The sequence below is a fragment of the Actinomadura madurae genome, assembly GCF_900115095.1.
GTDB lineage: Bacteria > Actinomycetota > Actinomycetes > Streptosporangiales > Streptosporangiaceae > Spirillospora > Spirillospora madurae.
Genome location: NZ_FOVH01000016.1, coordinates 180,023 through 206,622 on the forward strand (window position 1 = coordinate 180,023; position 26,600 = coordinate 206,622).

A 26,600-nucleotide genomic window follows, 5' to 3' on the forward strand; every position below is an offset into this window, starting at 1 on the left:
AAGATCTCCCGTGGTCGGCACAGGGACACCGTAACGATAATGAAAACGATTATCAATGCCAGACAACGACCTCGTCCGGTTCGTCTGCAGGGCGGGAGGCCCCGCGCGCTTGTGTCGGCGATGAACCACGATCACCAGTTACGCTCTGGCGTTCGGTACGGCCTGGTGGAGGAAGCATGTCCGTCGTCGGTTCCGCCATGCTGCGCGGTGGCCTGGTGCTCGGCGTGGCCGCATGCGGGTTCGCGCTCGCCGTGGCCGGCTACTTGTGGTGGAACACGACGGCCGCGGCTCTGATCGTCGTCATCGAGACGATCTCAGCGGTGGTCGCACTGGGATGGCTGTACCGGACGCGGCGGCCGCTCCGGTTCAGCGGTGTGCCGCTGACCTTCGGCGTCCTGTCGTTGCTCGCCGTCTCCATCGTCGGTGTCGTGGCTGCGCGGGACATCGCGATGATCCTTGTCGGCGTCGATGCCGAAGCAGTCGTGGAACGGACCTGGACGACGCAGAGCCGCGGCTCCGAAAGCCACCACTGCACGCTGCGCCGCACCGACGGCGCCCCGATCGCGCGCGAGCTCGCCACCAACTGCGAGGGGTACGGGCGCGGCGACATCATGCCGGTCGTGCTGGATCCGCGAGAACGCTTCGCACCGGTCGGCGGCCCCAAGTCGGACCTGCCCGCGGTGGGAGAAGGCCAGGCGGTGGCGGCCGCCGCGCTCGGGCTGCTGGTCTCCATCGCGATCGGGAGCGTCCCCGCACAGCCCAGCCACACTAGATCCTCCAGACGCTCTCGCGTGTAGGGCGTTCACACGTCCTGGCCCGCCCGTGATCCTCTTCCGATCCGTGGCGCCGCGACCACCAACGCACCGGATCACCGGGGTCCACTCGGGCCGGCGTCGCCCGCGGCGCGGACTGGACGGACGGCCCACCCGCGCTGACGGACAGTTGGCGACGCGCTGCGCCGAGTACGGCTACAACGGGCTGGTGTGCACGACGCGCGGCTCAGGTGAATCGCCCGGACGCGTCGACCCGTTCAGCCCGCTGGAACAACGTGACAACTACGACGTCATCGAGTGGCTGGCCGTCCAGCCGTGGTCGGACGGGCAGATCGGTCAGATGGGCAACAGCTATGGCGCCCTCGTGCCGGCATCTTCTGGAACACGTGGGAGAGGCGCCCCGGGGCGACCGGGGCGCCGTTGAGAACGGATAGGCGCTGTTGGGGTGACGGTCCCCGTGGGCGGCGGCCTCGGCGTGCTGCCCGTTGCGGTGCGCCCGGTCCCCGGCTCGGCCCGGGGGTCAGGGCTGCGGGGTCGGCTGGCGGGCGGTGTCGTGGCGGCCTAGGAGGCTGGCGAGCAGGTCGCCGGGGCGGGCCGGAGGCTCGTCGTCGCTCCAGGCGACGTGGAGGTCGGGGCGGACCAGGATCAGGCGGTACCGGTAGACGTCGAGGAATTCGGGTCCGGAGACTTCCAGCAAGGTCATCGGTATGCCGTGCGCGTGGGCGAGGTCGAGCAAGGGGGTGACCTGGGCCGCCAGGTCCGGGGCGTCCACGACCACCAGAGTGAACTCCGGCCCCAGGCGGTCGAAGATCGAGGTGCCGTCGGGCAGCCAGGCGTGGGGGAAGCGGGCCCCGGGATCGGCGCTGGGCACGTAGGTGCCGATGTCCTCGATGGCCGTGCCGTTGCTCCCGCCGGGCCGCGCCGCGATGCCCAGTGAGCCGATGTAGCGCGAGCCGAACTGGACGCCCTGGCTGTACCACTGCTGGCGGTCCTTCTGCTCGATCAGCCGCCCGGCCTCCTCGCGCAGCGTCCGGCCGCGGTTCGAGTCGGCGTGGAACTCGGGGTCCCGGCCGATCTGCTTCATGTCACGGTCGATCTTCAGCGCCGCCTGCGAGGTCGCTTCTCCCACGGACCGGCGCTCGGCCTCGTAGTCGTCGAGCACGCGTTCGTCCGCCCAGCCGTCCAGGATGGCGGCGAGCCGCCACCCGAGGCCGACCGCGTCGGCGATCCCGGTGTTCATGCCGAAGCCGCCCAGCGGCAGCCACAGGTGCGCGGCGTCGCCGGCGAGCAGGACCCGGCCCGCGCGGAAGCGGTCGGCGACCAGCCGGCGGGGCGTCCACCGGACCACCTGGATCTTCTCGTGCTCGACCGGCCGTCCAATCGCGGTGACGAGTACCTCGTCCTCGTCCAGCTCGTCGGGGGTCATGTGCTCCGGCACCCGCGCGTGGCACAGGAACAGGTCGGTGCCGTTCAGCTGGACGAAGGAGCCGCGGAGCCTCTCGCCGTACCACCAGTACATCCAGCCCGGACGACGCCGCGCCATCTCCCGGCCGAGTTCGGCGGAGCGGAAGTACACCGAGAGCCGCTCCTCCGCGGCTTTGCCGTCGCCTTCCAGTACGGAGCCGATCGAGCGCCGCACCACGCTCGTGCCGCCGTCGCAGCCGACGAGGTACCGCGCGAGGACCTCGCTCTCCTCACCGGTCGCGGTGTCGCGGTACCGGACGGTCACACGGTCGCCATGCCGGACCGCGTCCACCACCTCGGCACCCCGCCGTACCTGCACCGACGGGAGTCGGGCCAGTTCCTCGTGGAGGATCGGTTCGAGGTAGATCTGGGAGACGCGGTGCTGGGGTTCGGGGGTGGGCCAGTCGGCGAACTCGTGCGCCTTTCCGCTCAAGACCTGCCCCGAGGTCGAGAACTCGAATCGGGTGAGCTCGTCGCCGAGGATCGCTGTGCAGTAGACGACGTCGGTGGCGTGGTCGAGCGGGAGTCCGGCGCGGCGGATCCGGTCTGCGATGCCCATGCGCCGGAAGTACTCCATGGAGCGGGCATTGGTGGTGTTGCACCGGGGGTTGGCCGTGGTGCCGGGCTCGGTTTCGAGGACGAGGGTCGGCACACCGCGCCGGCCCAGCTCAAGCGCGAGGCAGGTGCCGACCGGTCCCGCGCCCGCGATCACGACCGGCCATTCGTCGCCCTCGCGTTGGTGGTCGCCCAGGCCGGTCCATTGCGGGGGTTGCTTGTATCCCACTGCTGACTCTTTCCTCGTTCATTTGCCGTTGCCCTCTGTGAGTCGGACGCTAGTCAGCGTGAGCCGATAGCACTATGACAAACTTTTCGAGGCTCACATAGACGTCTGACTAAGGGGTGGGCGTGATGAGTGCGCCGGACAACCGCATCTCGCTGCAAAAGCTCGAAGTGTTCTGCAAGGTCGTGGACCTCGGCAGCGTGCGCCGCGCGGCCGAAGAGCTCTACATCTCCCAGCCCGTGGTGAGCGCGCACCTGCGCTCCCTGCAGGATCGGATCGGTGCGCGGCTTTTCGAGCGCGACGGCCGGGGCATCGCGCTGACCGAGGCGGGCCACGAGGCCTACCGCTGGGCCAGTGAGGTGCTCCGGGGGCGGCTGGAGCTCCAGTCCAGCCTGCAGAATCTGTCCGGCGGGACGTCCGGCACGGTGGTGGTGGCGACGAGCATGTCCGTGGGCACCTACATCCTGACGCCAGTACTGATCGATTTCCGGCGCGAGTACGAGCAGGCGAGCATCACCCTGCTGATCTCGGGCGTGGAGCAGGCCCTGGAGACCTCCCTCACCGGCCGTGCCGACATGTGCGTGATCGCGACCGACGCGGTCCTGGACACCAACGCCTTCGACGCCGAGCTGATCGCCGAGCCGGGGTTCTGCCTCGTCGCGTCGACGTCGAGCCGCCTGGCCGGCGACCTGGTCCGCCCGGAGGAGCTGAACGGGATGCCGTTCGTGTGCCCTCCCGGAGGACTGGCGATCCGGCGCGCGCAGGACGGCGCCCTCGCCTCGATCGGCGTGGTGAACCGCCGGGTCGAGATCGAGCTGGGCAACGCCGAGGCCATCAAGCAGGCCGTCGAGGCCGACCTCGGGCTGGGGCTGCTCTGGCGGGCGTCGGTGCAGAAGGAGCTCGACCGCGGCACGCTGCGCGAGGTCGTCATCGACGGAGCCGACCTGCGGGACAAGCTCTATCTGGTGACCCGTCGCGGTAAGCGTCCGACGCCGCTTCAGCGCCGCCTGGCGCAGGCCATACGTGACGACGCGGTCCGCCGGTTCGGCCCCTTGGCACCGGCGGAATGACGGACCGACACGTCAGGGGCGCTGTCGACTAGCTCCGGGCTCGGACGAGGTGACGCCGGAGAAGGATCAGGGGACGGTCACACGAGGCCGTCCTCTCCGAGCGACGTCATGCCGGTCACCGGCCCGTCACGGCGGATCAGCGCCTTCTTGCGGAAGAAGCGAAGCAGCGCGTTGGGCCCCATCCGCGAGCCACCGAGTCCGGACCGGTTGAAGGAGGTCTTCTCGACGTCGCCCATGATCGTGATCGTCAGCGAGGTGTCCTGGAGGCTGATGGCGCCCGCGTCGACGCGGCGCGCGATCCGTTCGGCCTCGTCGGCGTCCCCGGCGATGACCGCCGCGGACAGGCCGTAGTCGGAGTCGTTGGCCAGCGCGACGGCCTCGTCTTCGGTGTCGTAGGGCATCACCGGGATGACCGGCCCGAACGTCTCCTCGGTCATCAGGGACATCGAGTGGTCGACGCCGACCACGACCGTGGGCTCCATGTACCGTCCACCGTCGAGGTCGGTGCTGGTGCCGCCGGTGAGGATCCGAGCGCCCTTGCCCACGGCGTCGCCGAGGTGACGGTCCACGACCACGGCCTGACGCTGGTCGATGAACGGCCCCAGGTGCCCGTGCCTGATGTCGGGGTGGTTGACCTTCAAAGCCCGCGCCTTCGCCACGAGCAGGTCGACGAACTCTTCGATGACCGGGCGCTGCACATACACGCGCTCGGTGGCGAAGCAGATCTGGCCGGTGTTGTGCACGGCGCCCTTCAGGACCGCCTCGGTCGCCCGCTCCAGGTCGGCGGTCCGCGTCACGATCGCGGCGTCCTTGCCCCCGAGCTCCAGGAAGACGGGGACGAATCGCTCCGCACAGGCCACGGCGACCTTGCGGCCGGTGGCGACGCTTCCGGTGAAGCACAGCACATCGACCACGTCGATGAGTGCCCGGCCCGTGCCTCCGTCGCCGTAGAGGTAGGTGACGACGTCCTCCAACTCGGGGACCCGGGCCAATGTCGAGCGGACCGGCTCGATGAAGCGAGGAGTGATCTCGCTGGGCTTGACGATCGCGGCGGATCCGGCCAGCAGCGCGGGCACCAGGTCCAGGGTGGAGAGCAGGAACGGGTGGTTCCACGGGCTGATGACTCCCACGAGCGGATACGGCACCAGTTGCGTCCGGAAGCTGACGCCCGGGTCGACGGTCGAGACGCCTTCGAGCGCAGCGGCCTCGACCACCCGGGGCGCTCGGCCGCACCATGCGCGGATCGACCCCGCCACGATGTGCGGCACCTCGTGCGCCATGCGGCGGCGCCCGGTGTCGCGCATCTCGGCCTCGGCGATCGTCGCCGCCGAAGCCTCGATGGCGTCCGCCCAGGCGAGCAAGGCCGTCCGCCGGCCGTCGAGGCCCAGCGCCTCCCACCGCTTCTGAGCCGAGCGGGCCTGGCGCGCTGCCCGGGCCACGTCATCCGTGCTCGCGGCGTCGTACGTGGCGTCGCCGGCTCCGGTTCGCGGGTCGATCGCGCGTAGCGGGGCTCCGGACTCCACGGCGAATGTGGTTTCGGTCATAGTTGCGACGGTAAACGAGCGGACCGCTATGCACCATGCGCTTTTGTTCGACCGTCCCATAGCCTTTTCTGAATGCGCCCGCGGCCGTATCGCCTCGGTCGGGCAGCGCGGCGCGGCGCGGCGGATCCGATCCGCCGCGCCGCCCAGAACCGTGCCTCCGTCCGAACGTTGGTCGAGTGGCAGTGCCCTAAATGGGCGGGCATCAGGATTCATCCCCGGGAGCGTCGAATGCTCGCAGTGCCTGGCCTGCGGCGGGGAAGACCCGGCAGAACGTGCGCCAGAAGACGTTCTCGAGGTGCTCGGTGTCCAGGTCGGAGTTGAGCAGCTCCTCCATCACGGCGGGCACGTTGTAGCTGACCGGGTCGGCGTAGGAGTCCGTGCCGAACATCAGCCGCTCGGAGCCGAACCGGGCGACGAAGGCGTCCAGCGGGCGCAGCAGCGGGAAGCAGACCGCGGTGTCGAACAGGATGTTGTCGAAGCGGTCCGCCAGATCCATGACGTACTGGATCTGCGTCGAGCCGGAGAACCCGTCCAGCGCGACGATCGTCGCCTCGGGATGGGTTCGGGCGAGGTCCGCGAACATCCACGGCGCCTCCAGGTTGGATTCGGCGAACATGTGGACGTAGCAGGGGAGGCCGCGGGCGGTGGCCTCGTCGACCAGGGCGTGCATCCGCCGGTCCGAGACGGCCACGCCCTGGTAGCGGGTGTGCCAGACGACTCCGTCGAGGCGCAGATCGCCGACCATCCGGTCGAGCTCCTCGCGGCAGAGCGCGAGGCCGTGCAGCGGCTCCACCGTGCCGAGCGCGGCGAGGAAGCGCGGCGAGCGGTCCCTGTAGGCCGCGATCGCGTCGTTGACCTCCCGGGTGTTGACGATCCCGTGCGGACGCTCGTACTGCAGGCCCGGCATCACCGCGCACGCCGTCATCCCGAAGCGGTCGAGCATGGCGTGATGGGTGTCGACGAGGTCGCGCGGCTCCCGGTCCGGCGCCCGTTCCTCGGCCGCGCCGATCGAGAGGGTGCCGACATGGTGGTGGGTGTCGACGACATGCCGGACAGTACGCCTCGTCATCACAGCTCCTTGCGGCTCGCCGAGTTCGCCTGCCTGCGCAACACCACGATGGACACGAGACTGATCCCCCCGAGGACGGTCATGTAGGCGGCGACGGACCAGCTCACCTTCGTCCAGTCGAGCAGCGCGGTAGTGACCAGCGGCGCGATCCCCCCGCCGAAGACCGATCCGATCTGGTACCCGAGTGACGCTCCCGAGAAGCGGACGTCCGTGCTGAACAGCTCGGAGTAGAGCGCCACCTGGGGACCGAACATCATCGAGTGGACGGTGAAGCAGACGAACAGCGCGGCGAAGACCAGCCACAGGTCGCCGGTGTCGATCATCGCGAACATCGGCCAGCCCCAGAGCACGACGCCCACGGCTCCGAGGATGAACAGCTTCGGCCGCCCCACGCGATCGGACAGGTGCGCGAAGTACGGCAGGAAGAACAGCGGCGCGACGCAACCGGCCAGGATCACCCCGAGCAGCGGGCCCTTGGCCAGGTGCAGGGTCCGGACGCCGTAGTCGAGGATCCCGGCCACCACGATGAAGGCGACGGCGTTCGGCAGGACGAACGCGCCGCCCGCGAACAGGATCGTCCGCCAGTGCTCGCGCAGCACCTTCACCAGCGGAGGCTGCTCGGCGGCGGCCGTCTCCGGGCGGGTTGCCTGCAGCTCCTTGAACTTGGGCGTGTCCTCCACCGCGCGGTGGATGTAGAGCCCGATGCCGATCATGACCAGACCGGACAGGAACGGAATCCGCCAGCCCCACGCCATCATCTGCTCGTCCGAGAAGAGGAACGCGAGCACGAGGAACGCGCTGATCCCGCCCATCAGTCCCAGCTGTGAGCCGACCTGCACGAAGCTCCCGAAGAAGCCGCGCCGGCCGGCCGGCGCGCTCTCGGTGAGGAGCAGCGACGCGCCGCCCCACTGCCCGCCGAGCGCGAAGCCCTGCAGCAGGCGCAGCAGCGTGAGCGCCACCGCGGCGGCCCAGCCGATCGTCGCCGCCGTGGGCAGCAGGCCCATGAGGAAGGTGGCTCCGCCCATCACCACCGTCGAGGCGACGAGCATCGGCTTGCGGCCGTACCGGTCGCCGAAGTGGCCCGCGACCGCGCCGCCGACCGGGCGGGCGACGAATCCGACGGCGAAGGTCGAGAACGAGGCCAGCGTGGAGGCGGTGTCGCCGAGCCCGGAGAAGAACAGCGGGCCGAGGAAGATGGCGGACGCGGTGGCGTAGACGAAGAAGTCGAAGTACTCGACGGCCTGCGCCAGTACGGCGACGGTGACCAGCCGGCGCAACCGGGAGGCCGAGGAGGTCGCCGGGGCCCCTGGCGGGGCGGCGGCGGCCGGGGTGGATGTGAACTCGGTCATACCCAGGACGCTAGGCCGCTCAGAGGAATAGCACTATTACAAGTCTTGTCGCCTTCACTTAGCCGGACGCCTATCGATTCGGCAAGGAGTGTGTCCGCGACTCGCGGGTCCGCGACAAGGCCGAGAGCGAATTCATAGGGAAACGACTATGTCCTGATGCCGAACTTTCACATAGACCTATGTGAGCGTCGGTCGTAGCGTCGGGTCATCCCACACGTCGAGGAGGTACCGGTGCCGCTGGCCGTCGTTACGGCGTCACACTCGCCGCTCCTGCACACGGTCGAGCCGCGCGGCGGCGCCCGCGCCGCGGTCGGCTCGGCGTTCGCGCAGGCCCGTGACTTCGTCGCGGAATTCCAGCCGGACCTGGTCGTCGTGCTCGCGCCGGACCACTACAACGGCATGTTCTACGACCTGATGCCGCCGTTCTGCGTGGGCACCGCGGCCGAGGCGGTCGGCGACTACGGGACGGCGCGGGGACCGCTCGCGGTCGACGCGGACGCCGCGCGGCACGTCGTCCGGGAGGTCCTCGCGGCGGACGTCGACCTGGCGATGTCCGAACGGTTGGTCGTCGACCACGGCTTCGCGCAGCCCCTGGAGCAGTTGTTCGGTTCCATCGACGCCGTCGCGACGGTGCCCGTCTTCGTCAACGCCGTGGCGGTGCCGTTCGGTCCCGTGCGGCGCACCCGCCGGCTCGGCGAGGCGCTGGGGCGCGCCCTGCTCGCACTCGACCGCCGGGTGCTGCTGCTCGGCTCCGGCGGGCTCTCCCACGATCCGCCGATCCCCACGCTGGAGGACGCGCCGCCCGAGGTCGCCGCCCGGCTCATCGGCGGCCGGAATCCGACGGCCGAGGAGCGGGCCGAGCGCGAGGCCCGCGTCCGCCGCGCGGGCCTGGCCGTCGCGGCAGGGGAACCCGGCCCGCGGCTGAATCCGGACTGGGACCGCGCCTTCCTCGACCTGCTGGCCGAGGGACGGCTCGCCGCCACCGACGCCTGGACCAACGACTGGATCACCGCCGAGGCGGGCAACTCCGCCCACGAGGTCCGCACCTGGCTGGCCTGCTACGCGGCGCTGGCCGCCGCCGGCCCCTACGCGATGCGCACCCGCTTCTACCGCGCCATCCCGGAATGGATCGCCGGCTTCGGCATCACCACCGCAGAGACCCGGAGGACCCCATGACCGTCCCCGCCCCCGTCACCGACGAGCCGAGCATCTGGACCGCCCTGCTGGGGCAGGACCTGACGATCCGGCATGTGCAGGTCGGCGAATGGAACACCCGCGTACTGGAAGCAGGCTCGGGACCGGAGACCGTCGTCCTGCTGCACGGCGTCGGCGGGCACCTGGAGGCCTACGCGCGCAACATCCCCGCCCTCGCCGCGCGGTACCGCGTCATCGCCTACGACTACCCCGGCCACGGGCTGACCACCCCGGCGACCCGGCCGCTCGAACTGCCGGACTACGTCGCCCACCTCATGGGCCTTCTCGACGCGCTCGGCTTGGATCGGACACACCTGAACGGGGAGTCGCTCGGAGGATGGGTCGCGGTGAAAGCCGCGTACGCGCACCCCGAGCGTGTGGGCCGCATCGTGCTGAACACCCCCGGTGGCGCGCTATCCGATCCGGCGGTCCGCGAACGGATCCGCACGCTGTCCCAGGGCGCCGCCGACGACCCGAGCGACGAGCGCATCCGCGCCCGCGTGACCTGGCTGATGGCCGACCCGGCGAGCGTCACGCAGGAACTGGTCGACGTCCGGCGGACCATCTACGCACAGCCGCCGTTCGCCGAGTCGATGCGGAACATCATGTGCCTCCAGGACGGCGGCACCCGGGCGCGCAACATGATCACCGACGACGAGCTGGCGGCCATCACCGCGCCCGCGCTCGTAATCTGGACCAGCGACGACCCCTCGGGACCCGCCGCCGTCGGGCTGCGCATGGCGGACCGGCTCCCGAACGGACGCTTCGAACTCGTCAAAGGCGCCGGACACTGGCCGCAATGGGAGCAACACCACCGCTTCAACGACCTCGTGCTCGGCTTCCTCGCTGAAGAGGGAGGTGCGGCATGACCAGGTCGATCGGTCGACGGACGGTCCTCGCGTCGATCCCGGCCACTGTGGGGCTGGCCGGTGTCGCCGGCCTCTCCCCCGCCGGAGCGGAGGGCGCCGCCGGGGCGGAGGGCGCCGCCGGGCACGCATGGCCGGTGGACTTCACGCCGATACCGGTGCCGGACGTCCCGCTGCGGCGCGGGGTGCTGGAACTGCCGGACGCCCGTCTCGTGTGGAGCGACACCGGCGGCGACGGCCCTGTCGTCGTGCTCCTGCACGCCCGGTCGGGGAGCCTGAACTCCTGGCCCTACCAGCAGCAGGGACTGCGCGGCGAGGGCCGTCGCGTCATCGCCTACTCCCGGCGCGGCCATGAAGGCAGCACGCACACCGCCGTCGGCTACAGCACCGACGATCTCATCGCGCTGCTCGACCATCTGGCGATCGATCAGGCCCATCTCGTCGGGCATGCCGCAGGCGGGGTGCCGGCCCTGGACGCGGCCCTGGCGCGACCGGCCCGGGTCCGCTCGCTTTCGATCGTGTGCAGCACGATGGGCATCAAGGACCCGGAGTTCGCGGCGAGCGTCGCCGCGCTGCGGTCGCCGGAGTTCGAATCCATGCCGAGCGAGTTCCGCGAGCTCGGTCCGAGCTATCGCTCCGCCGACCCGGCCGGCGTGCGCGAGTGGCTGAAGATCGAGGAACGGGCTCTGAACGGCGAATTCTTCATGCAGGGCTTCAGGAGCCCGATGGACTGGGCGGCGGTCGAAGCCACGGCGGTGCCCACCCTGCTCGTCACGACGGACGCCGACAACTACATCACGCCCTACCTTGCCGGGAAGGTCGCGAAACGCATGCGACGCGCGGAGCAGCACACGATCGTGGGGTGCGGGCACTGCCCCACCTGGGAACGTCCACTGGAGTTCAACCGCGTTATCTCCAGGTTCGTCGCCCGTCACCGTTGAGCCGTGTCACGGAGGTCACCCATGTCCCATCTCGCGAATGACGAGCCCGTCGGCCTGGTGGGCGCCGGGACGATCGGCGGTGGATGGGCCGCCACCTACCTCGCCCGGCGCCGGCCGGTGCTGGTGGCCGATCCGGCACCCACCGCGCTCGGGAGGCTGACGTCGTACCTCGACGCGGTGTGGCCGTCGGTCCGGCGCACCCTGCCCGGCGCACCCGCGTCGGCGCCCCTGGACCTGCTCCGGCTGGTCCCGGCCGCCGAGCTCGGCGCCGTGGCCTTGGTGCACGAGAACGTCCCCGAATCCCTCGAAGCCAAGCGGGAGGCGTACCGGAGCATCGAGGCCTCGGTCGCGTCCGAGGTTCCGATCCTGTCGAGCAGCGGCGGGCTCATGCCATCGGACCTGCAAACCGGCATGAAGCACCCGGAGCGCCTGCTGGTCGCCCACCCGCAGAGCCCCGTCTACGCGCTACCGCTCGTGGAGGTCCTGGCGGGCGAGGCGACCTCGTCCGCGGTCGTCACCGCGGCGCTCGCCCACCTTCGCGACCTGGGCAAACGCCCGGTCCTGCTGCGACGCGAGGTACCCGGGTACCTCACCAACAGGCTCACGTTCGCGATGCTCCGGGAAGCGGTGCATCTGCTCGCCGAGGGCGTCGTGGACGCCCGCGGCATCGAGGACGCCGTCGTCCACGGCATCACCCCGCGTTTCCTGGTCGGCGGTCCCCTCACCTCGCTGGCGCTGGCCGGCGGCCCCGACGGGATGCGCGGCGCGATGCGCTCGTTCGCGGAGACCATCGAGGGATGGTGGTCCGAGCTCGGCTCGCCGCATCTCGACGAGAAGACCCGCGCCCTGCTGATCGCGGCCGGGGACGACGCCCTCGACGGCCGGCCGATCGGCGCGGTCCTCGCCGACAGGGACACGGCCGCCGTCGACCTGCTGGCGCTGCTGCACGCCGATGACCGCGGTGAGGCCGGGCCTCACCCGGAGCCCGGGGCATGAGCATGTTCGCGACGCCCGCGGTCGACCACCACCGCGATCCGGACGGGCTGCTCCTGCTGCGGTCCCGCATTCCCGCCGGCACGCCGGCGCCGACCGTCCTGCACTGGCTGCGCCGGTTCGCCGCCGAGACGCCTGACGCCGTCCTGCTCACGGTGTCCACCGGCACCGGCAGGACGGCCTGGTCCTACGCCGAGGCGTGGGACGACGTGACCCGGGTCGCCGCGGCGCTCGTCCAGCGCGGCCTGCGGAGCGGGGACCGCGTGGTGGTGCTGGGGCCGAACTCCATCGAGCACATGACCATGGGGCTGGCCGCGATGCTCGCGAGGGCCGTGGCGGTGCCCGTCGCGCCGCAGTACGCGGGGGCCTCCGCCGACCGCGGCAAGCTGACCGGCCTCCTGGCCCTCCTCGAACCGGCCCTGGTGTGGGTGTCCGACCCGGCCCGCGCGGCGGTCCTGGCGGACGCCCTGCCCGAGGGCTCACGGGCCGATGTCCTGGTCGGTCATCCGGCCGTGCGGGACCTGCGGAGAGAAGCCCGCGACGGGGACCCGCGGCCGGATCCCGACGACATCGAACCGGCTGCCCCGGCGAAGATCCTCCTCACCTCCGGTTCGACCGGCCGGCCGAAGCCGGTGGCCTACACCCAGTCGATGATGACGACGAACGTCCAGGTCACGGTCGACGTCTGGCCGTTCCTGACCGGCCACCGCCCGGTGCTGGTCGACTGGCTGCCGTGGAACCACGCCTTCGGCGGCAATGCCAACGTCGGGCTCGTGCTGTCCCAGGGCGGAACGCTGCACATCGACGAGGCGGCGGGCCGGCCGGACCGGCTCGACGTCACCATCGAGAACCTCCGCCGTCACCGGCCCACCTTCCATGGGGCGGTCCCGGCCGGGTTCGCGGCGCTCCTGCCCGCGTTGGAGGCCGATCCGTCCTTCCGCGAGGCGTTCTTCGGGCGACTCGACGTCATGTTCAGCGCCGGCGCGGCCATGCACCCGGGCGTGTTCCGCCGGCTGTCGGATCTGTCGGCGACGGTGCGCGGGCGTCCCGTTCCCATCGTGACCGGATGGGGTTCGACCGAGGCGGGCCCTGGAGCCACCATGGTGCACGCGCACGGGGTGGCCCCGGACTGCATCGGGACACCGCTGCCCGGTGTCGAGATCGCGCTCCGGCCCGTCGCGGGCAAGCGGGAACTCCTCGTCCGCGGGCCATGCGTCGCCGCCGGGTACTGGCGGCAGCCCGAACAGAGCCGGGCGGCGTTCACCTCCGACGGTTGGTACCGCTCGGGTGACACGGGCGAACTGATCGATCCCGCGCGCCCGGAACTCGGGCTGCGCTTCACCGGCCGGATCGCCGACGACTTCAAGCTGGCCAACGGCACCTGGGTCGACGCCACCGGCATCCGCGCGGATCTCCTCGCCCGCGGCGGAGGCCGCCTGCGCGACGTGGTCGTGGCCGGCGCCGACCGGCCGGCGCCATGCGTGCTCGTCTGGGCGGACGACCGGGCCTTTGGCGCGGACGACCTGCGACTACTCCTGGACGTGTTCAACCGCGAGAACCCCAAACCGAGCACTCGGCTCCTCGGCGGCGCTCTGCTCGTACCTGAGGGCGACGAGGTGGGCAGCAAGGGACAACTCGTGCGCGGGGTCGTCCTGGAACGGCGGGCGCGGCTCGTCGAGCAGCTTTACGACAGGCAGGAGGCGACATCGTGAAGGTCGAGGACCCTGACAGGACCCTGGCCGTCGACCGCGCCACCGATCTCCGGACCCACATCGGAACCGAGATCGGGGTCAGCGGCTGGGCTTCACTCGAACAGGACGACGTGCTCGGGTTCGCCGAACTCACCCACGACCGGCACTGGATCCACACGGACCCGGTCCGTGCGCGAGCCGAGGCCGGTCTGAGCGGTCTCCTCGCCCACGGATTCCTGATGCTCTCGACGGTCACCGCCCTGGCGAACCAGTGCTACACCATCGCCAAGGCCACGAGATGGACGAACTACGGGCTGGAACGGGTCCGGTTCACCGCCCCCGTCCTCCCGGGCGACGAGTTCCGCCTTCGCTTGACGTTGGATGCGGTGGCCGCGGGCCCGAGCGCCACCACCCGGCTCGACCTACGGTGCCTGTTGGAGCGGCGGGCGAGCGAACGGCCCGCGATGGCGGCGGTATGGATCGTCTTGGTGGAGGAAGCGTGAACGGCGTCCCCGAAGGCTTCGTCCCCCTGGGCCAGGAGGGCACCTTCCTCGACCACGTCGGCGGCCTGATGTGGCGGCGCGGCACCGACCGGACCGACGTCTGCGTGTCGCCGGCGCCTCACCACCTCAATCCCAACGGCACCGCGCACGGCGGCTTCCTCATGACCGTCCTCGACATCACCCTCGGCGCCACCGTCGAGTCCTACCTCGGCGTGAACCCCGACCGCCATCCCGTGACGCTGCAACTGTCCTGCTCGATGATGGCGCCCGCCCACGGCGGTGACCTGCTGTTCGGGGAGGCGACGGTCGATCAGTCGACGCGAACGGTGACCTTCGCATCCGCCCGACTCCACAGCCAGGGCCGAACGGTCCTAACGGCAAGCGCGGTCTTCCGGAACCCCCCGTCACCCTGACCGACCGCGGGAGGAGGCGCCGGTCATCGGATCGGCGTCCAGGTCGTACCAGTGCCGGGTCAGTGGGGAGGTTTCGCCGTGCCGGTGCGGGATGGGAAGGTCGGGGGGCGGCGTTGGGTGAACGCGGCTATGCCTTCGCGGGCGTCCGGTGAGGTGAAGGCCTTCTGACCGTAGAGGGCTTCGCTGTGGAACGCCTGGTCCTGCGGGAGGTCACCGAGCCTGAGCACGGCCTCCTTGACGGTTTCCAGTGCGGTGCCGCTGCGGGCCACGAGCCGATGGGCGCGGTCGAGCGCGGAATCGAACAGTGAGGGAAGGGGGACCACCTCGTTGAGGAGTCCGTATCGGAGTGCCTGCGCCGCGGAGATCCGGTCTCCCTGCAGCATCAGTTCCATCGCCCACACGTAGGGGATCTGCCGTGTCAGCCTGGTGAGGGTACCCCCCGCGGGGACGACGCCGACGCCGCTCTCGGGAAGGCCGAACTCGGCGGTGTCGGCCGCGATCCGGATGTCCGTGGACAGCATGATCTCGAAGCCGCCGCCGAGGCAGAGACCGTTGATCGCGGCGATCACGGGTTTGAACAGCGTGGTGTGCTTCTGGTGCGCGGCATCCCATTCGGAGATGTCGAAGCGCCCCTGGGCCAGGGCCGGGATCGACTCGGTGAGGTCGGCCCCCACGCTGAAGGCGCGGTCGCCGCTGCCGGTGAGGATCGCGACGGCGAGCGAGTCGTCGTCGCGGACCTCGGCGAAGGCCGCGCCCAGGTCCTCGTACATCGCGAGCGTCAGCGCGTTGAGCTTGTCGGGACGGTCGAAGCGGATGATCCCGACCGCCCCGTCGCGGTCGAGGGTGATGCCGCCCATCAGATGACCTTCTTCTCGCGCAACGCGGCGATGTGGTGCTCGTCGAGATCGGCCAGTGCCCCGAGGACGGTGCCGGCGTGCTCGCCGACCTTCGGTGCGAGGCCGCGCGGCTGGGTGGGCGTGCCGCCGAGCTTGATGGGCGAGCCGAACATGCGCAGCCGGCCGAAGTCGGGATAGTCGACGTCGACGACCATGTCACGCGCGGCGATCTGCGGGTCCTCCACGACCTCGGCGATGTCCTTGATCGCGCTCAGCGGCACGGCGTCGCCGACGATCTCCTCCAGCTCGGCCTTCGTCTTGTCCTCGAACCACTTGTGCAGCAGCGGCCGGATCCGCCGCTCGTAGACCTCGGGCTCGAACCGTTTGGCCATGGTGTCGATCTCGGGGTCGTCGGCGAGCTCGGGCTGTCCGAACAGGTGGCAGGACAGGCGCCAGAACTTGTCGGTGTATCCGCCGAAGAACACGAACCCGTCCTGGCACGGGTAGAGCTCGTAGGGCTTGACGAACGGGTGCTCGTTGCCCAGCGGACCGGCGACCTTGCCGTCGACGGCGTAGGAGACCACGGCGTTCTCGGTGAGGCTGAGCACCGAGTCCTGCTGGGACACGTCGACCATCTGCCCCTCCCCGGTCTTCTCCGCGTGCCGTAGCGCGGCCAGGGTGCCGATGACCGCGTACAGCGTGGCGGACAGATCACCGATGATGGTGCCGACGCGCACCGGAGGCCGGTCGGGGAAGCCGTTGATCGACCACAACCCGCCCGCGGCCTGCGCGCTGTTGTCGTAGGCGGGCCGGCGGCGATAGGGGCCGGACTGCCCGTAGCCGGAGATCGCCGTGTACACCAGCCGCGGGTTCTGCTCGCGCAGCGTCTCGTAGCCGACGCCCAGCTTGTCCATCGTGCCGGGCCGGAAGTTCTCGACCAGAACGTCCGCACGGCGTACCAGTTTCTTCAGCAGTTCCTTGCCGTCCGGCTGGGACAGATCGAGGGTCAGCCCGAACTTGTTGCGGTTGAACTGGGCGAAGAACCCGCTGAACTCCTCGCCGGAGCTCGCCTTGAGCTTCGGCGGGAAGTCCCGGGCGTAGTCCGGATCCCTGGGATTCTCGACCTTGATCACGGTCGCCCCGAGGTCGCCCAGCAGCATCGAGCAGAAGGGGCCGGCGACGACCCGGGTGATGTCCAGGACCACGATGCCGCGCAGCGCGCCCTGGGACGGCCCGCCGGGGAGCATGCCCGCGATCGCGCCGAAGTCGTTGATGGTCATGTTCGCCTCTGATCTATGAGTCGGCCGGTCAGCCCGCCGTCGAGTCGACCCTGACGCACGCCTCCAGAAGGGTGCCGCACGCGGGGCTGTAGTACTCGTCGATCAAGACGCGCTGCCCGTTGGCGCGCGGGCGGACGCGGACTCCGTACGCGGCCAGCCTGTCGGCGGCCACATGGGTGACCTTCCGCGCGGCCCGGTGCCAATCCTCCCCCGTACCGAGGCGGGCACCGCTGGCGGGCACGAACCAGCCGTCCGCGTCACGGCGCGGCGCGGACGATCCGGCCGGCGAGGCCGGCAGGACCTGCTGGACGGGGCTTTCGCCGAGCCGTTCCCGGCGGAGCTCGGCGCGGGCCCGCTCCGTGGCGGTCTCGTCGACGACGCCGTCGGTAAGGACCACGCCGTAGGTCTGCCGCGCGGCCTGGGCGGTCACATAGCCGTCGCGAACGTCGGCCGCGACCAGCTGCGGGGCGCGCAGCAGCGGGTCGCCGTAGCCGCCTCCGCCCGCGATCCACTGCACGAACACGTCCCCGGCGCGGACCGTGACCGACTGCTGGTTGATCGCCAGCAGCTCCTTCTCCTCGGCGCTCAGCGCGTCCCGGGCGGGGACCCGGCCGTCACCGAGCAGCCGCGCGACATCGGTCCGGCGCCAGACCTCGTGCCCGCTGCCGCCACCGGGGAGGCCTCCGCCGAAGCCGCCGGCGACCACCTGGGCGCTCGGGGCGAACACCGTCTGCGTGACCTCCGGCGCACCGTGCAGGGTCCAGGCGAAGCGCAGGCCGAGGCCGCCGCGGTGGGCGCCGTGGCCCGCGCTGTCGACGTTGAGCTGCTTCCACAGGTAGAGCACCGGGTAGAGCATCTCGTTCATCTCGACGTCGGGGAGCATGTTGTTGACCTGCGTCATCATCCCCGCGCAGTCGAGCCCGTCGCCGTCGGGCTGGGCGCCGGCGCCCATCCCGCCGCCGTCCATGTTGAACAGGACGAAGTACTCGCCGCCGTCGGTGGTGCCCGCGGAGATCCCGCCGGTCCACGAGTCGCCCCACACCCCCTGCGTGCGGTTGCGGACGGTGTCGTCGTCGCTCCTGTGGCACGCGTCGTTCATGAGCTTGGTGACCACGCGGCTCACCCGGGCGCCGGTGGTGAGGTGCCCGTTGCTGATCGGCGCCGGGGGCCGGGGGTTCACGATCGAGCCGGGTTCGGCGACGATGTCGAACGCCGTCATGACACCCTCGTTGAACGGGACGTCCCAGGCGAGGATCGGCACGATGGCCGTGGCGACACTGCCGACCAGGGCTCCGTAGCTGCAGTTGACGAAGCCGTCGGTCTGCTCGCTGGAGCCGGTGAAATCGAAGGTGATCTGGTCGCCGCTCTTGGTCATGGTGCAGGCGACGCGGTACAGGTCGTCGACGTGTCCGTTGTGTTCGGTCCACTCGTCGGCGCTGTAGGTGCCGTCCGGGATCGCGCGGATCCGTTCGCGCACGACCTGCTCGGCGAGCTCGAAGGAGAGCTTGGTGTAGTCGCGGAACCGCTCGAGCCCGAACTCCTCGATGGTGCCGAGCAGCCGCCGGATGCCGGTGTTGTTGCTCGCGACCAGGCTGCGCACGTCGTTCCAGAACAGCGTGGGCACCCGGACGTTGTTGAGCAGGATCCGGCGCACCCACTCGACGGGCTCGCCCCGCTCGAAGATCTTCACACCGGGCGGCAGCCGCAGCGCCTCGGCGTAGCAGTCATGGGCGCCGGGCGCGAAGCCGCCGGGGGTCATGCCGCCGACGTCGACCAGGTGCGCCTGCGACTGCGCCCAGCCGATCAGCTCGTCGCCGTGGAAGATCGGCGAGATCACGTTGGTGTCCGGCGGGTGGCTCGCGCCGGCCGTGTGCGGGTCGTTGCAGATGAACGCGTCACCCGGCGCGAGCGGCTCGCCCTCGATGGCCTTCACCAGGTTCTGCACGGCGACGCTGCCGGATCCGATGTGGAACTGGACGTAGTCGGAGTAGGCGTAGATGCGGCCGGCGGGGTCGAACAGGGCGGTGTTGAAGTCGCCGGCCTCGGTGATGACCGGGGAGCCCGACGAGCGGATCATCGCGATGCCCATCTCCTCCACGATGGAGTCCAGGCGCATCCGGATCACCTCGAGGGTGACCGGGTCGAATCCTTCGGGCATCTCGGGCTGGGTGCTGGTCATGGGTCGTCTCCTTCGGCGGACGGGTCAGCGGTCGGCGAGGCCCAGCAGGAAGTCGCCGCCCTCGGTGAGCTCGACGGTGGCGCCGCTGGGCACGTAGACCGTGGTGTCGGGCTCCTCCAGCAGGCAGGGACCGTCGGATCGGCCGAGCGCGCCGAACCCCCGGTGCACGCCGATCTCGACGCGCTCCCCGGTGAGCGGCTCCAGCACGGCGCGGCGGGTGAGCTCGTGCCGCTCCTCATCGGCGCCCGCGATCTGCTTCACCGTCTGCACGTCGCTGCGGCCGATGGCCCGGACCCGCGTGTTGATGAGCAGGATGTCGGCCTCCGTCCACGCGGTGCCGGTGCCGAACTCCTCTTCGTAGTCGGCGATGAACCGGTCGCGCAGCGCCTCCTTGTCCGCCTCGCCGAACGTGCTCACGGGGAGGCGGGTGGTGACCTCGAAGATCTGGCCCACGAACTTCATGTCCGCCTCGCGCTGGAGCTCTCGGCGGTCGTCCGGGATCCCCTCGGTCTCGAACCACGCCCGCGCGCGTTCCTCAAGGGCCGCGAACTCCTTCTCCAGCGCCGCGGCGGGCTGGTCCATCGTCCACGGGCTCGTCTGGACGGCGGAGAAGACCGAGTCGGCGTGCATCAGGCCGTAGGCGGAGAAGACCGCGGCGTTGCGCGGGATCACGACCTCCCGGACCCCGGCCTCGGCGGCGATGGCGGCCGCGAACAGGCCGCACGCGCCACCGAAGCCGACGAGGGTGAACTCGCGCGGATCGTGCCCCCGGTTCACGGTGATCTTGCGCAGCGCGTTGGACATCTGCGACGTCGCCAGCCGGTACACGCCTTCGGCGGCGGCGTCCTCGGAGATCCCCAGGGGTTCGGCCACGTGCTTGCGCAGCGCCGTCCGCGCCTTCTCCTCGTACAGGGGGACGGTGCCGCCGAGGTAGTAGTCCGGGTTGATCAAGCCGAGCACCAGCGCGGCATCGGTGACCGCCGGCCGGGTGCCGCCCTTGCCGTAGCAGGCGGGGCCGGGGGTCGAGCCCGCGCTCTGCGGGCCGACGCGCAGCAGGTTCCGGCCGTCCACCCAGGCCAGGCTGCCGCCGCCCGCCCCGATGGTCTCGATGTCGACGGCGGTCAGGCTCGTGGGCAGGCCGCCTATCTCGGCCCGGGGCAGCAGCCGGAACTCCTCGTCCAGGATCGCCGCGGCGTCGAGGCTCGTGCCTCCCATGTCCGCGGTGAGCACCCGGCGGCGCCCCAGGCGCTTGCCCAGCAGCCGCGCGCCGGTGACGCCGCCGACCGGGCCGGAGTTGAACATCGAGATCGGGGCCTTGCCGGTTTCCTCCACCGACAGGAACCCGCCGTGCACCTGCATGATCTGCACCCGAGCGCGGAGCCCCCTGCTCCGGAGGTCCTCGGCCAGGTGCTCGAAGTGCGAGGCCACGATCGGCTTCACCGCGGCGTCCAGCGCGGTGGTGACCATGCGCTCGTACTCGCGGTAGACCGGTGTCAGGCGGCTGGACAGCGTGTACGGGACGTCGGGGTGGTGGGCGTCCAGGTAATCGCCGATCGCCTGTTCGTGGACGGCGTTGCGGAACGACCACAGCAGGCAGACCGCGATCGCTTCCGCGCCGGCCGCCAGGACCGCGTCCACCGCGGCGGCGATCGCGTCCTCGGTGAGCGGGACCAGGACCGTGCCGTGGGCATCGACCCGCTCGGCGACCTCCACGATGCGGCGGCGCTCCACGATGTCCGGCGGCGCCGACATCCGGTGCGGGTCGCGCTCGTCGGTGCGGGCCGAGCGGGCGATGCGCAGGGTGTCGCGGAACCCCTGCGTGGTCAGCAGTCCCACCGCGGCGTACTTCTGCTCGTCCACCGCGTTGGTGACGATGGTGTTGCCCAGGACGAAGCGGTCGACCGCGGCGAAGAACTCCGCCTCGGCCATGCCCACACGGTCCCGCAGGACATCCAGGGCGCCGAGGATCCCGGTGGTCACGTCCTTGGTCGAGAACGCCTTGCCGCGGATCACGCGCCCGTCGACGATCGCCACGGCGTCGGTGAAGGTCCCCCCGACGTCGATGCCAACATGAAGCGCCATGCTCGCCGTCCCTCTCGAATGGGTTGGTGCCGATCGTGCTGGGCTGACGGGTGGTAGGTCCGCACCAACGGTCTGTTTCGATTCACCGGAGATTCCGCCATCCCCGCCGTGGACGCTACGGCCGCCACCTGGTTCAGGCTATGTATCATTCGTCCACTATCCAGGAAAAGTTCCTGTTCGATCGGTACGGGAAGGCAGGGGCGACATGGCGAGCACCATCCCGGTCGAGATCGTCATCGACCTGCTCCAGGCCGCGTCGACCGACCGGGAGGTCGACGTGGACGGCCTCCTCTCGGAGGCGGCCCTGCCCGAGGAGGGCGCCGCCAAGATCGCCTACGAGCTCCGGCGCCTGCGCGCGACCTCGGACCGCTGGCGCCGCCGCGGGCGGGAACTGTCGGCCCTCTTCTCATCGGCACGCGAGCTCGCGCAGCTCCGCGACGTGGACGAACTGCTGGGCCGGCTCGTCGAACGGGCGCACGACCTGGTGGGCACCGACGTCACCTACCTGTCCGAGTTCGACGCGGACAGCAAGGAACTCCGGGTGCGGACCACCCTCGGCTCGATCTCCCCGTCCCTCCTCGGGCTGCGGGTGCCTCCCGGCATAGGTCTGGCGAGCCAGGTGGTCGAGGGCCGCCGGCCGTGCTGGACGTCCAAGTACGCCACGATGACGCAGGTGCCGCATGACTCGGGCATCGACGCCGCCGTCAAGGCGGAGGGCCTGGTGTCGCTGCTCGGCGTCCCGCTGCTGGCCGACGACCAGGTGCTCGGCGTGCTGTTCGCCGCCAACCGCTTCGAGCACGCCTTCTCGCCTGAGGAGATCTCCCTGCTGTCGGCCTTCGCCGACCACGCCGCGATCGTGCTCCAGACCGCCCGCCTGCTCGCCCGGGCACGGGACTCGGCCGACGAGGCACGCCGCGCCTACGGAGAACTCGCCCGCCACGTCGAGGCCGTCGAACGCGCCAGCGAAGTCCACAACGACCTCACGAACCTCATCCTCCAGGGCGGTGACGCGCCCGATGTCGCGACCGCACTCGGACGTGCGTTGCGGTGCCACGTCAGGCTGCTCGAAACCGACGACACCGACGAGCCTCTGCGCGAGGCCGTGGATCGAAGCCGCCGGAGCGGACGTTGCGTCCCCGTGGGAGGAGGCGCCTTCGTGGTGGCGATCGTCGCCGGGACGACGTCTCTCGGAGCCCTGCTGCTGGAGCAGGGCGAGGTCGCGTTCGGCCCCGTCGAGCTGCGGACCGCCGAACGCGCCGCACAGATCACCGCGCTGCTCAACCTCAAGCAGGAGGCCATGATCGAGGCCGAGAAGCGCGTCCGCGGCGACCTGCTCGCCGACCTGCTGTCCAACTCCCCCGGCCGCCGGGCCGACATCGCCACCCGGGCCCGCGCACAGGGCATCCGGCTCGGTGACCTGCGATCCGTCGTGGTGGTCTGCGTGCCGTCCGAACTCCGCCGTGACGCCGTCCTCGCCCTTCGCCAGATCGGCGGCCTCGTCGGCGCGCACGCCGAGCATGTCGTGGCCCTCACGTCCGATCCCGACCCGCGCACCGCGAGCACGCACGTCCACCAGGCGGTGAGCCGCACGCTCCAGGTGCCGGTCCTCGCGGCCGGCGCCAACGTCAGCGACGCCGCCGGCGATCTGCGCACGCAGGTGGACGCGGCCTCGGCATGTCTTCGAATTCTGCCGTCGCTCGGACTGGACGACGCCGCCGTCACCACCGACGAATACCTTCCCTACACGGCCCTCTTCGGCCCGGGGGAAGCGCGGGTGAACGCCTACGTACGGCGCGTCATCGGGCCCGTACTGGACTGGGACGGCGAACACTCGGCCAAGCTGCTGCCCACGCTGGCCGCCTACCTCAGCAACCGGATGAGCACGGTCGGCGCCGCGCGTGCTCTCCACCTGCACAAGAACACGGTGCTGCAACGCATGGAACGAGTGACCCAGCTCCTCGGCGAGGACTGGCAGGAGCCGGACCATCTTTTCCGGATCACCGTCGCGGTCCGCCTCGCCCACCTGACCGATCGCCCATAGAAATCTCATCAGCATGGACGATCGGTCCGTTCCCCATCGATCTCATGCGAACTACCGTCGCTCCCTGTACTGCAACCACACGTAGGCGGGGAACCGACATGCCGCGCACCAGCCGTATCCAGCATCTCCGGGACCTCTCCGTCGAGGACCGGCGCACGTCCGTCGCCGACGCCGCCGGCCTCGACCCCGCGGCGATCGCCGCCTTCGACCCCGCGCACGGCCTCACCACCGCGCTGGCCGACCACATGATCGAGAACGTGGCCGGGATCATCGGAGTCCCGATCGGGGTCGCGACGAACTTCGTCGTCAACGGCTCGGACGTGCTCGTGCCGATGGCGATCGAGGAGGCGTCGGTCGTCGCCGCGGCGAGCAACGCCGCCAAGGTCGCGCGCGTCCACGGCGGGTTCACCACGTCCTCGACCGCGCCCATCATGCAGGCACAGGTCCAGATCGTGGGGATCGCCGACCCCGAGGCGGGACGGGTACGGCTGCTGGAGGCCCGTGAGGAGCTGATCGCGCTCGCCGACGCCCAGGACCCGAAGCTCGTCGAGTTCGGCGGCGGCGTCCGCGACATCGCGGTGCGCCTGGTCCCGTCGCGCGCCGGCACCTATGTCGTCGCGCACCTGCAGGTCGACGTCCGCGACGCGATGGGCGCGAACGCGGTCAACACGATGGCCGAGGCCGTCGCCGCCCGGGCGGCCGAGATCGCGGGCGGGAACAGCCTGCTGCGGATCCTCACCAACAAGGCCGACCTGCGGCTCTCCCGGGCACGCGCGGTGTTCGACGCCGCCGCGCTCGGCGGCCCCGACGTGGTCGACAACATCATTCACGCCGCCGCGCTCGCCGAGGCCGACCCCTATCGCGCCGCGACCCACAACAAGGGCATCATGAACGGCATCACCGCGGTCGTGCTCGCCACCGGCAACGACACCCGCGCCGTCGAGGCCGGCGCCCACTCCCACGCCGTCTCCCCCGCCGGGCGCTACACCTCGCTGTCCCGGTTCGAGAAGGACGCCGACGGCAACGTCGCCGCGGTCCTGGAACTGCCCATGCCCGTAGGTCTCGTCGGCGGCGCCACCAAGGTCCATCCCGCCGCTCAGGCGGCGATCGCCCTGCTCGGCGTCCGCACCGCCACCGAGCTCGCGGAGATCATCACCGCGGTCGGCCTCGCGCAGAACCTCGCCGCCGTCCGGGCCCTGGCCACCGAGGGGATCCAGCGCGGCCACATGTCCCTGCACGCCCGCAACATCGCCTCGACGGCCGGGGCGACCCCGGAGGAGGTGCCGGCCGTCGTCGCCCGGCTCATCGCGGACAAGCAGCTCCGCGCCGACCACGCCGAGAAGGTCCTGGCCGAACTGCGGGCCGGACGATGAGCGGATACGGGACCCGGCGGCTGCCGGGCCTCCCCGAATCCGTCACCATCTGCGAGGTGGGCCCCCGTGACGGACTCCAGAACGAGTCCGCACCGGTGGACGCCGGCGTGAAGATCGAGTTCATCGAACGCCTCGCGGACGCCGGCCATACCCTCATCGAGGCGACGAGCATGGTCCACCCCGCCCGGGTGCCCCAGCTCGCGGACGCCGAGGAGGTACTCCGCCGCCTCGACCGCCGCCCGGGGGTCCGTTACCCCGTCCTCGTGCCCAACCTGCGCGGCCTGCGACGAGCCCTCGACCTGGACGTCACCGACATAGCCGTGTTCGCATCGGCCACCGAGAGCTTCGCCAAAGCCAACCTCAATCGCACAGTGGCCGAATCACTCGAGATGTTCGCTCCCGTCATCGCCGAGGCCCGCGAAGCCGGGATGCGGGTACGCGGCTACCTTTCCATGTGCTGGGGCGACCCATGGGAAGGAGCGGTCTCCACCGACCAGGTCGTCGGCGTCGCGACGGCACTGGCCTCCCTCGGCTGCACCGAACTCAGCCTCGGCGACACCATCGGCGTGGCCACCCCGGGGCGGGTCATCGCCCTCCTCAAGGCCCTCACCGCCGCCGGGATCCCGCTCGACCGGATCGCCGTGCACTTCCACGACACCTACGGCCAGGGACTCGCCAACACACTCGTCGCGCTCCAGCACGGGGTGAGCACCGTGGACACCTCGGCAGGCGGCCTCGGCGGCTGCCCCTACGCCGAGAGCGCCACCGGCAACCTCGCCACCGAAGACCTCCTCTGGCAGCTCGAAGGTCTCGGCATCCGCACCGGCATCGACCTTGCCAAACTGGTCGAGACCAGCACTTGGCTCGCCGCGCGGCTGGGCCGCCCGAGCCCCTCCTCGGTCGTCCGCGCACTCCAGGACAAACCGATCCCCGCGCAGTAGTCGACTGAACGGATCCGAGCGGCAATTCAGTCGTCGGCGCACCATCGGATCCGGGCGGCCCGATCGGTCCGAGCAGGCGTTCGAGTGGTGGTTCCCGATCGACGACGGTCACGCCCTTACCGAGCCGACGGCACGTCGAGGCGATCTCCATCCCGACGAGTCCGCCGACGACGACGATGCGGTTGAGCCTCATCAACGGCCGTCTTCCCCTTCCGCGCGCGTCGTGACGGTCATGGGTGTTCCTGAAGGCCGCGGATCACCGGGGACGGTTCAGCGCAGCGTTGCCGCCCATTCCACGACGACCTTGGTGAACAGTTCAGGATCGAACTGGTGCATCATGTGGAGCGCCGTCGGGTGGTCCTGGTAGTCACATCGCCGGCCCGCGGACTCGATCAGCTCCTTGGCCTTCATCGCCTGAGCAACCGAGAGCGCCCCGGGGCTGAGGACACCGGTCTCCGGATCCTCGTGGCGCTGGTGATGGGTGATCAGCACAGGGGTCTTGACCTGCCTCAGCATGATGTCGTGCGGGCAGTTCACGGCCACGGTGCCCTCGTAGAAGGCGCGCGCCCATTCCGGGTCGTACTCCTTGAAGTTCTGCGGCGGTCGCGAGGGGTCGGGGAACAGCATCGCCGAGGTGACCGCGGACGCCGAGTCATCGATCGCCCTGGTCAGGCCGTCCCAGTCGCCGACCGACCACTGGTCTCCCAGGTACCGGTTCCAGGCTTCGAACATGCCGCCGGCTTCGTGCTGCCGGATGCCGTGGCCGGACGAGGGAGTCAGCTCGGAGGCGAACAAGGGAGGGTCCTCGCAGATCGCACCGCGGATCTGGCCCGGCATGGAGTACGCCGACAACCAGGCCGCCATCACGCCACCGGAGGAGCAGCCGGAGACGATGAGCGGGCGTCCGATGACCAGCGAGATGAACCTGACCAGGTCGCCGCCGAAGTTGTCGAGGCTGTACCGCCGCGGCGTCCAGGTGCTGCGGCCCTGCCCCCTCATGTCGACGGCGAAGACGTGGAAGTGCTCGGCGAGCAGCCCGATCGAGGGCTCGTAGCTCCACCACGATCCGGTCTGCTCCGGAAGGAGAAGCAGGGCCGGGTTCTCCGGAGAGCCCGCCTCGGCATAGTTCATGGTGATCTCACCGAGGTCGACCTGCTTCTCGGGGAAGGCGTGCGGGACGAACACGTCCCGGTCCGCCGGGTTTCCTGCCATCTCTC

22 protein-coding genes and 1 pseudogene are annotated in these 26,600 nt (G+C 70.6%); 13 read left to right on the plus strand and 10 right to left on the minus strand.

Annotation, left to right across the window (positions count from 1 at the left end):
* Positions 1 to 176: 176 nt before the first annotated feature.
* Both BM339_RS50950 and BM339_RS52770 read left to right on the plus strand, forming a co-directional pair.
* Positions 177 to 797, plus strand: a complete 621-nt coding sequence (locus BM339_RS50950; RefSeq protein ID WP_075023769.1) for a hypothetical protein — start codon at positions 177 to 179, stop codon at positions 795 to 797.
* A 43-nt stretch (positions 798 to 840) separates the two neighbouring features.
* On the plus strand, positions 841 to 1,197 hold the full coding sequence (locus BM339_RS52770; protein WP_369076969.1) for a CocE/NonD family hydrolase: 357 nt from the start codon (positions 841 to 843) through the stop codon (positions 1,195 to 1,197).
* Positions 1,198 to 1,293: 96 nt separating this feature from the next.
* Here the strand turns inward: BM339_RS52770 and BM339_RS35885 are convergent, their stop codons facing one another.
* Positions 1,294 to 3,021 carry an FAD-dependent monooxygenase gene (locus BM339_RS35885; RefSeq protein ID WP_218163847.1) on the minus strand — a complete coding sequence of 576 codons (1,728 nt, stop codon included), beginning with the start codon at positions 3,019 to 3,021 and terminating at the stop codon, positions 1,294 to 1,296.
* A gap of 125 nt (positions 3,022 to 3,146) precedes the next feature.
* On the opposite strand from BM339_RS35885, the gene BM339_RS35890 reads away from it, so the two are divergent.
* A complete protein-coding gene (locus tag BM339_RS35890; RefSeq protein ID WP_075023809.1) occupies positions 3,147 to 4,088 on the plus strand; it encodes a LysR family transcriptional regulator in 942 nt (313 codons plus the stop codon).
* A 77-nt stretch (positions 4,089 to 4,165) separates the two neighbouring features.
* On the opposite strand, the gene BM339_RS35895 is transcribed toward BM339_RS35890, so the two are convergent.
* The 3 genes from BM339_RS35895 to BM339_RS35905 form a co-directional block, all read right to left on the minus strand.
* Complete coding sequence (locus tag BM339_RS35895) at positions 4,166 to 5,632, minus strand: aldehyde dehydrogenase family protein (protein ID WP_075023770.1); 1,467 nt, start codon at positions 5,630 to 5,632, stop codon at positions 4,166 to 4,168.
* Between the two features lie 202 nt (positions 5,633 to 5,834).
* Positions 5,835 to 6,701 carry an amidohydrolase family protein gene (locus BM339_RS35900; RefSeq protein WP_075023771.1) on the minus strand — a complete coding sequence of 289 codons (867 nt, stop codon included), beginning with the start codon at positions 6,699 to 6,701 and terminating at the stop codon, positions 5,835 to 5,837.
* A complete protein-coding gene (locus tag BM339_RS35905) occupies positions 6,701 to 8,050 on the minus strand; it encodes an MFS transporter (RefSeq protein WP_021591544.1) in 1,350 nt (449 codons plus the stop codon). Before BM339_RS35905 ends, BM339_RS35900 begins: the two co-directional genes overlap by 1 nt.
* Before the next feature lie 231 nt (positions 8,051 to 8,281).
* On the opposite strand from BM339_RS35905, the gene BM339_RS35910 reads away from it, so the two are divergent.
* Genes BM339_RS35910 through BM339_RS35940 form a run of 7 tightly spaced genes read left to right on the plus strand, consistent with a single transcriptional unit; the run spans position 8,282 to position 14,651 of the window.
* Positions 8,282 to 9,226, plus strand: coding sequence for a 3-carboxyethylcatechol 2,3-dioxygenase (locus tag BM339_RS35910; RefSeq protein ID WP_075023772.1), 945 nt, complete (start codon positions 8,282 to 8,284; stop codon positions 9,224 to 9,226).
* Positions 9,223 to 10,113 (plus strand): alpha/beta fold hydrolase, encoded by an 891-nt coding sequence (locus BM339_RS35915; protein ID WP_021591546.1) that lies wholly within the window; start codon positions 9,223 to 9,225, stop codon positions 10,111 to 10,113. Before BM339_RS35910 ends, BM339_RS35915 begins: the two co-directional genes overlap by 4 nt.
* Entirely contained in the window at positions 10,110 to 11,051 is a 942-nt protein-coding gene (locus BM339_RS35920; protein WP_083598350.1) for an alpha/beta fold hydrolase, read from the plus strand. The genes BM339_RS35915 and BM339_RS35920 overlap by 4 nt, the downstream gene beginning before the upstream one ends.
* 21 nt (positions 11,052 to 11,072) lie before the next feature.
* Positions 11,073 to 12,047 carry a 3-hydroxyacyl-CoA dehydrogenase NAD-binding domain-containing protein gene (locus BM339_RS35925; RefSeq protein ID WP_075023773.1) on the plus strand — a complete coding sequence of 325 codons (975 nt, stop codon included), beginning with the start codon at positions 11,073 to 11,075 and terminating at the stop codon, positions 12,045 to 12,047.
* Entirely contained in the window at positions 12,044 to 13,756 is a 1,713-nt protein-coding gene (locus BM339_RS35930; protein ID WP_083598351.1) for an AMP-binding protein, read from the plus strand. The genes BM339_RS35925 and BM339_RS35930 overlap by 4 nt, the downstream gene beginning before the upstream one ends.
* The gene (locus BM339_RS35935) at positions 13,753 to 14,238 is read left to right on the plus strand and encodes a MaoC/PaaZ C-terminal domain-containing protein (protein ID WP_177287863.1); all 486 of its coding nucleotides are present in this window, start codon (positions 13,753 to 13,755) and stop codon (positions 14,236 to 14,238) included. Before BM339_RS35930 ends, BM339_RS35935 begins: the two co-directional genes overlap by 4 nt.
* Complete coding sequence (locus BM339_RS35940; protein WP_021591551.1) at positions 14,235 to 14,651, plus strand: PaaI family thioesterase; 417 nt, start codon at positions 14,235 to 14,237, stop codon at positions 14,649 to 14,651. Before BM339_RS35935 ends, BM339_RS35940 begins: the two co-directional genes overlap by 4 nt.
* Positions 14,652 to 14,710: 59 nt before the next feature.
* On the opposite strand, the gene BM339_RS35945 is transcribed toward BM339_RS35940, so the two are convergent.
* From BM339_RS35945 to BM339_RS35960, 4 genes are read right to left on the minus strand one after another with little or no spacing between them, the layout of a single operon-like run.
* On the minus strand, positions 14,711 to 15,508 hold the full coding sequence (locus tag BM339_RS35945) for an enoyl-CoA hydratase/isomerase family protein (RefSeq protein WP_075023775.1): 798 nt from the start codon (positions 15,506 to 15,508) through the stop codon (positions 14,711 to 14,713).
* Positions 15,508 to 16,767 (minus strand): CaiB/BaiF CoA transferase family protein, encoded by a 1,260-nt coding sequence (locus BM339_RS35950; RefSeq protein ID WP_021591553.1) that lies wholly within the window; start codon positions 16,765 to 16,767, stop codon positions 15,508 to 15,510. The genes BM339_RS35945 and BM339_RS35950 overlap by 1 nt, the downstream gene beginning before the upstream one ends.
* Positions 16,768 to 16,795: 28 nt before the next feature.
* Positions 16,796 to 18,946 (minus strand): hydantoinase B/oxoprolinase family protein, encoded by a 2,151-nt coding sequence (locus BM339_RS35955; RefSeq protein WP_075023776.1) that lies wholly within the window; start codon positions 18,944 to 18,946, stop codon positions 16,796 to 16,798.
* A gap of 24 nt (positions 18,947 to 18,970) precedes the next feature.
* On the minus strand, positions 18,971 to 21,028 hold the full coding sequence (locus BM339_RS35960; RefSeq protein ID WP_021591555.1) for a hydantoinase/oxoprolinase family protein: 2,058 nt from the start codon (positions 21,026 to 21,028) through the stop codon (positions 18,971 to 18,973).
* Positions 21,029 to 21,233: 205 nt separating this feature from the next.
* Between BM339_RS35960 and BM339_RS35965 the strand changes: the two genes are divergently transcribed.
* From BM339_RS35965 to BM339_RS35975, 3 genes are all read left to right on the plus strand, one after another.
* Positions 21,234 to 23,069: a helix-turn-helix domain-containing protein gene (locus BM339_RS35965; protein ID WP_075023777.1), complete on the plus strand. Its 1,836-nt coding sequence runs from the start codon at positions 21,234 to 21,236 to the stop codon at positions 23,067 to 23,069.
* Between the two features lie 98 nt (positions 23,070 to 23,167).
* Complete coding sequence (locus BM339_RS35970; protein WP_075023778.1) at positions 23,168 to 24,442, plus strand: hydroxymethylglutaryl-CoA reductase, degradative; 1,275 nt, start codon at positions 23,168 to 23,170, stop codon at positions 24,440 to 24,442.
* Entirely contained in the window at positions 24,439 to 25,383 is a 945-nt protein-coding gene (locus BM339_RS35975) for a hydroxymethylglutaryl-CoA lyase (RefSeq protein WP_075023779.1), read from the plus strand. The genes BM339_RS35970 and BM339_RS35975 overlap by 4 nt, the downstream gene beginning before the upstream one ends.
* A gap of 88 nt (positions 25,384 to 25,471) precedes the next feature.
* On the opposite strand, the pseudogene BM339_RS52775 reads toward BM339_RS35975, so the two are convergent.
* Both BM339_RS52775 and BM339_RS35985 read right to left on the minus strand, forming a co-directional pair.
* Positions 25,472 to 25,594, minus strand: a pseudogene (locus tag BM339_RS52775) (FAD-dependent oxidoreductase); the annotation flags it as partial.
* A 59-nt stretch (positions 25,595 to 25,653) separates the two neighbouring features.
* Positions 25,654 to 26,595 (minus strand): alpha/beta fold hydrolase, encoded by a 942-nt coding sequence (locus BM339_RS35985; protein WP_075023780.1) that lies wholly within the window; start codon positions 26,593 to 26,595, stop codon positions 25,654 to 25,656.
* Between the last annotated feature and the right edge of the window lie 5 nt (positions 26,596 to 26,600).

Bases quoted from the DNA above. Each gene is read 5' to 3' on its own strand.
- BM339_RS35920 (WP_083598350.1), top strand. From the start codon at position 10,110: ATGACCAGGTCGATCGGTCGACGGACGGTCCTCGCGTCGATCCCGGCC.
- BM339_RS35955 (WP_075023776.1), bottom strand. From the start codon at position 18,946: ATGACCAGCACCCAGCCCGAGATGCCCGAAGGATTCGACCCGGTCACC.
- BM339_RS35915 (WP_021591546.1), top strand. From the start codon at position 9,223: ATGACCGTCCCCGCCCCCGTCACCGACGAGCCGAGCATCTGGACCGCC.
- BM339_RS35905 (WP_021591544.1), bottom strand. From the start codon at position 8,050: ATGACCGAGTTCACATCCACCCCGGCCGCCGCCGCCCCGCCAGGGGCC.
- BM339_RS35900 (WP_075023771.1), bottom strand. From the start codon at position 6,701: ATGACGAGGCGTACTGTCCGGCATGTCGTCGACACCCACCACCATGTC.
- BM339_RS35930 (WP_083598351.1), top strand. From the start codon at position 12,044: ATGAGCATGTTCGCGACGCCCGCGGTCGACCACCACCGCGATCCGGAC.
- BM339_RS35890 (WP_075023809.1), top strand. From the start codon at position 3,147: ATGAGTGCGCCGGACAACCGCATCTCGCTGCAAAAGCTCGAAGTGTTC.
- BM339_RS35945 (WP_075023775.1), bottom strand. From the start codon at position 15,508: ATGGGCGGCATCACCCTCGACCGCGACGGGGCGGTCGGGATCATCCGC.
- BM339_RS35895 (WP_075023770.1), bottom strand. From the start codon at position 5,632: ATGACCGAAACCACATTCGCCGTGGAGTCCGGAGCCCCGCTACGCGCG.
- BM339_RS35975 (WP_075023779.1), top strand. From the start codon at position 24,439: ATGAGCGGATACGGGACCCGGCGGCTGCCGGGCCTCCCCGAATCCGTC.
- BM339_RS35970 (WP_075023778.1), top strand. From the start codon at position 23,168: ATGCCGCGCACCAGCCGTATCCAGCATCTCCGGGACCTCTCCGTCGAG.
- BM339_RS35950 (WP_021591553.1), bottom strand. From the start codon at position 16,767: ATGACCATCAACGACTTCGGCGCGATCGCGGGCATGCTCCCCGGCGGG.
- BM339_RS35925 (WP_075023773.1), top strand. From the start codon at position 11,073: ATGTCCCATCTCGCGAATGACGAGCCCGTCGGCCTGGTGGGCGCCGGG.
- BM339_RS35960 (WP_021591555.1), bottom strand. From the start codon at position 21,028: ATGGCGCTTCATGTTGGCATCGACGTCGGGGGGACCTTCACCGACGCC.
- BM339_RS50950 (WP_075023769.1), top strand. From the start codon at position 177: ATGTCCGTCGTCGGTTCCGCCATGCTGCGCGGTGGCCTGGTGCTCGGC.
- BM339_RS35985 (WP_075023780.1), bottom strand. From the start codon at position 26,595: ATGGCAGGAAACCCGGCGGACCGGGACGTGTTCGTCCCGCACGCCTTC.
- BM339_RS35965 (WP_075023777.1), top strand. From the start codon at position 21,234: ATGGCGAGCACCATCCCGGTCGAGATCGTCATCGACCTGCTCCAGGCC.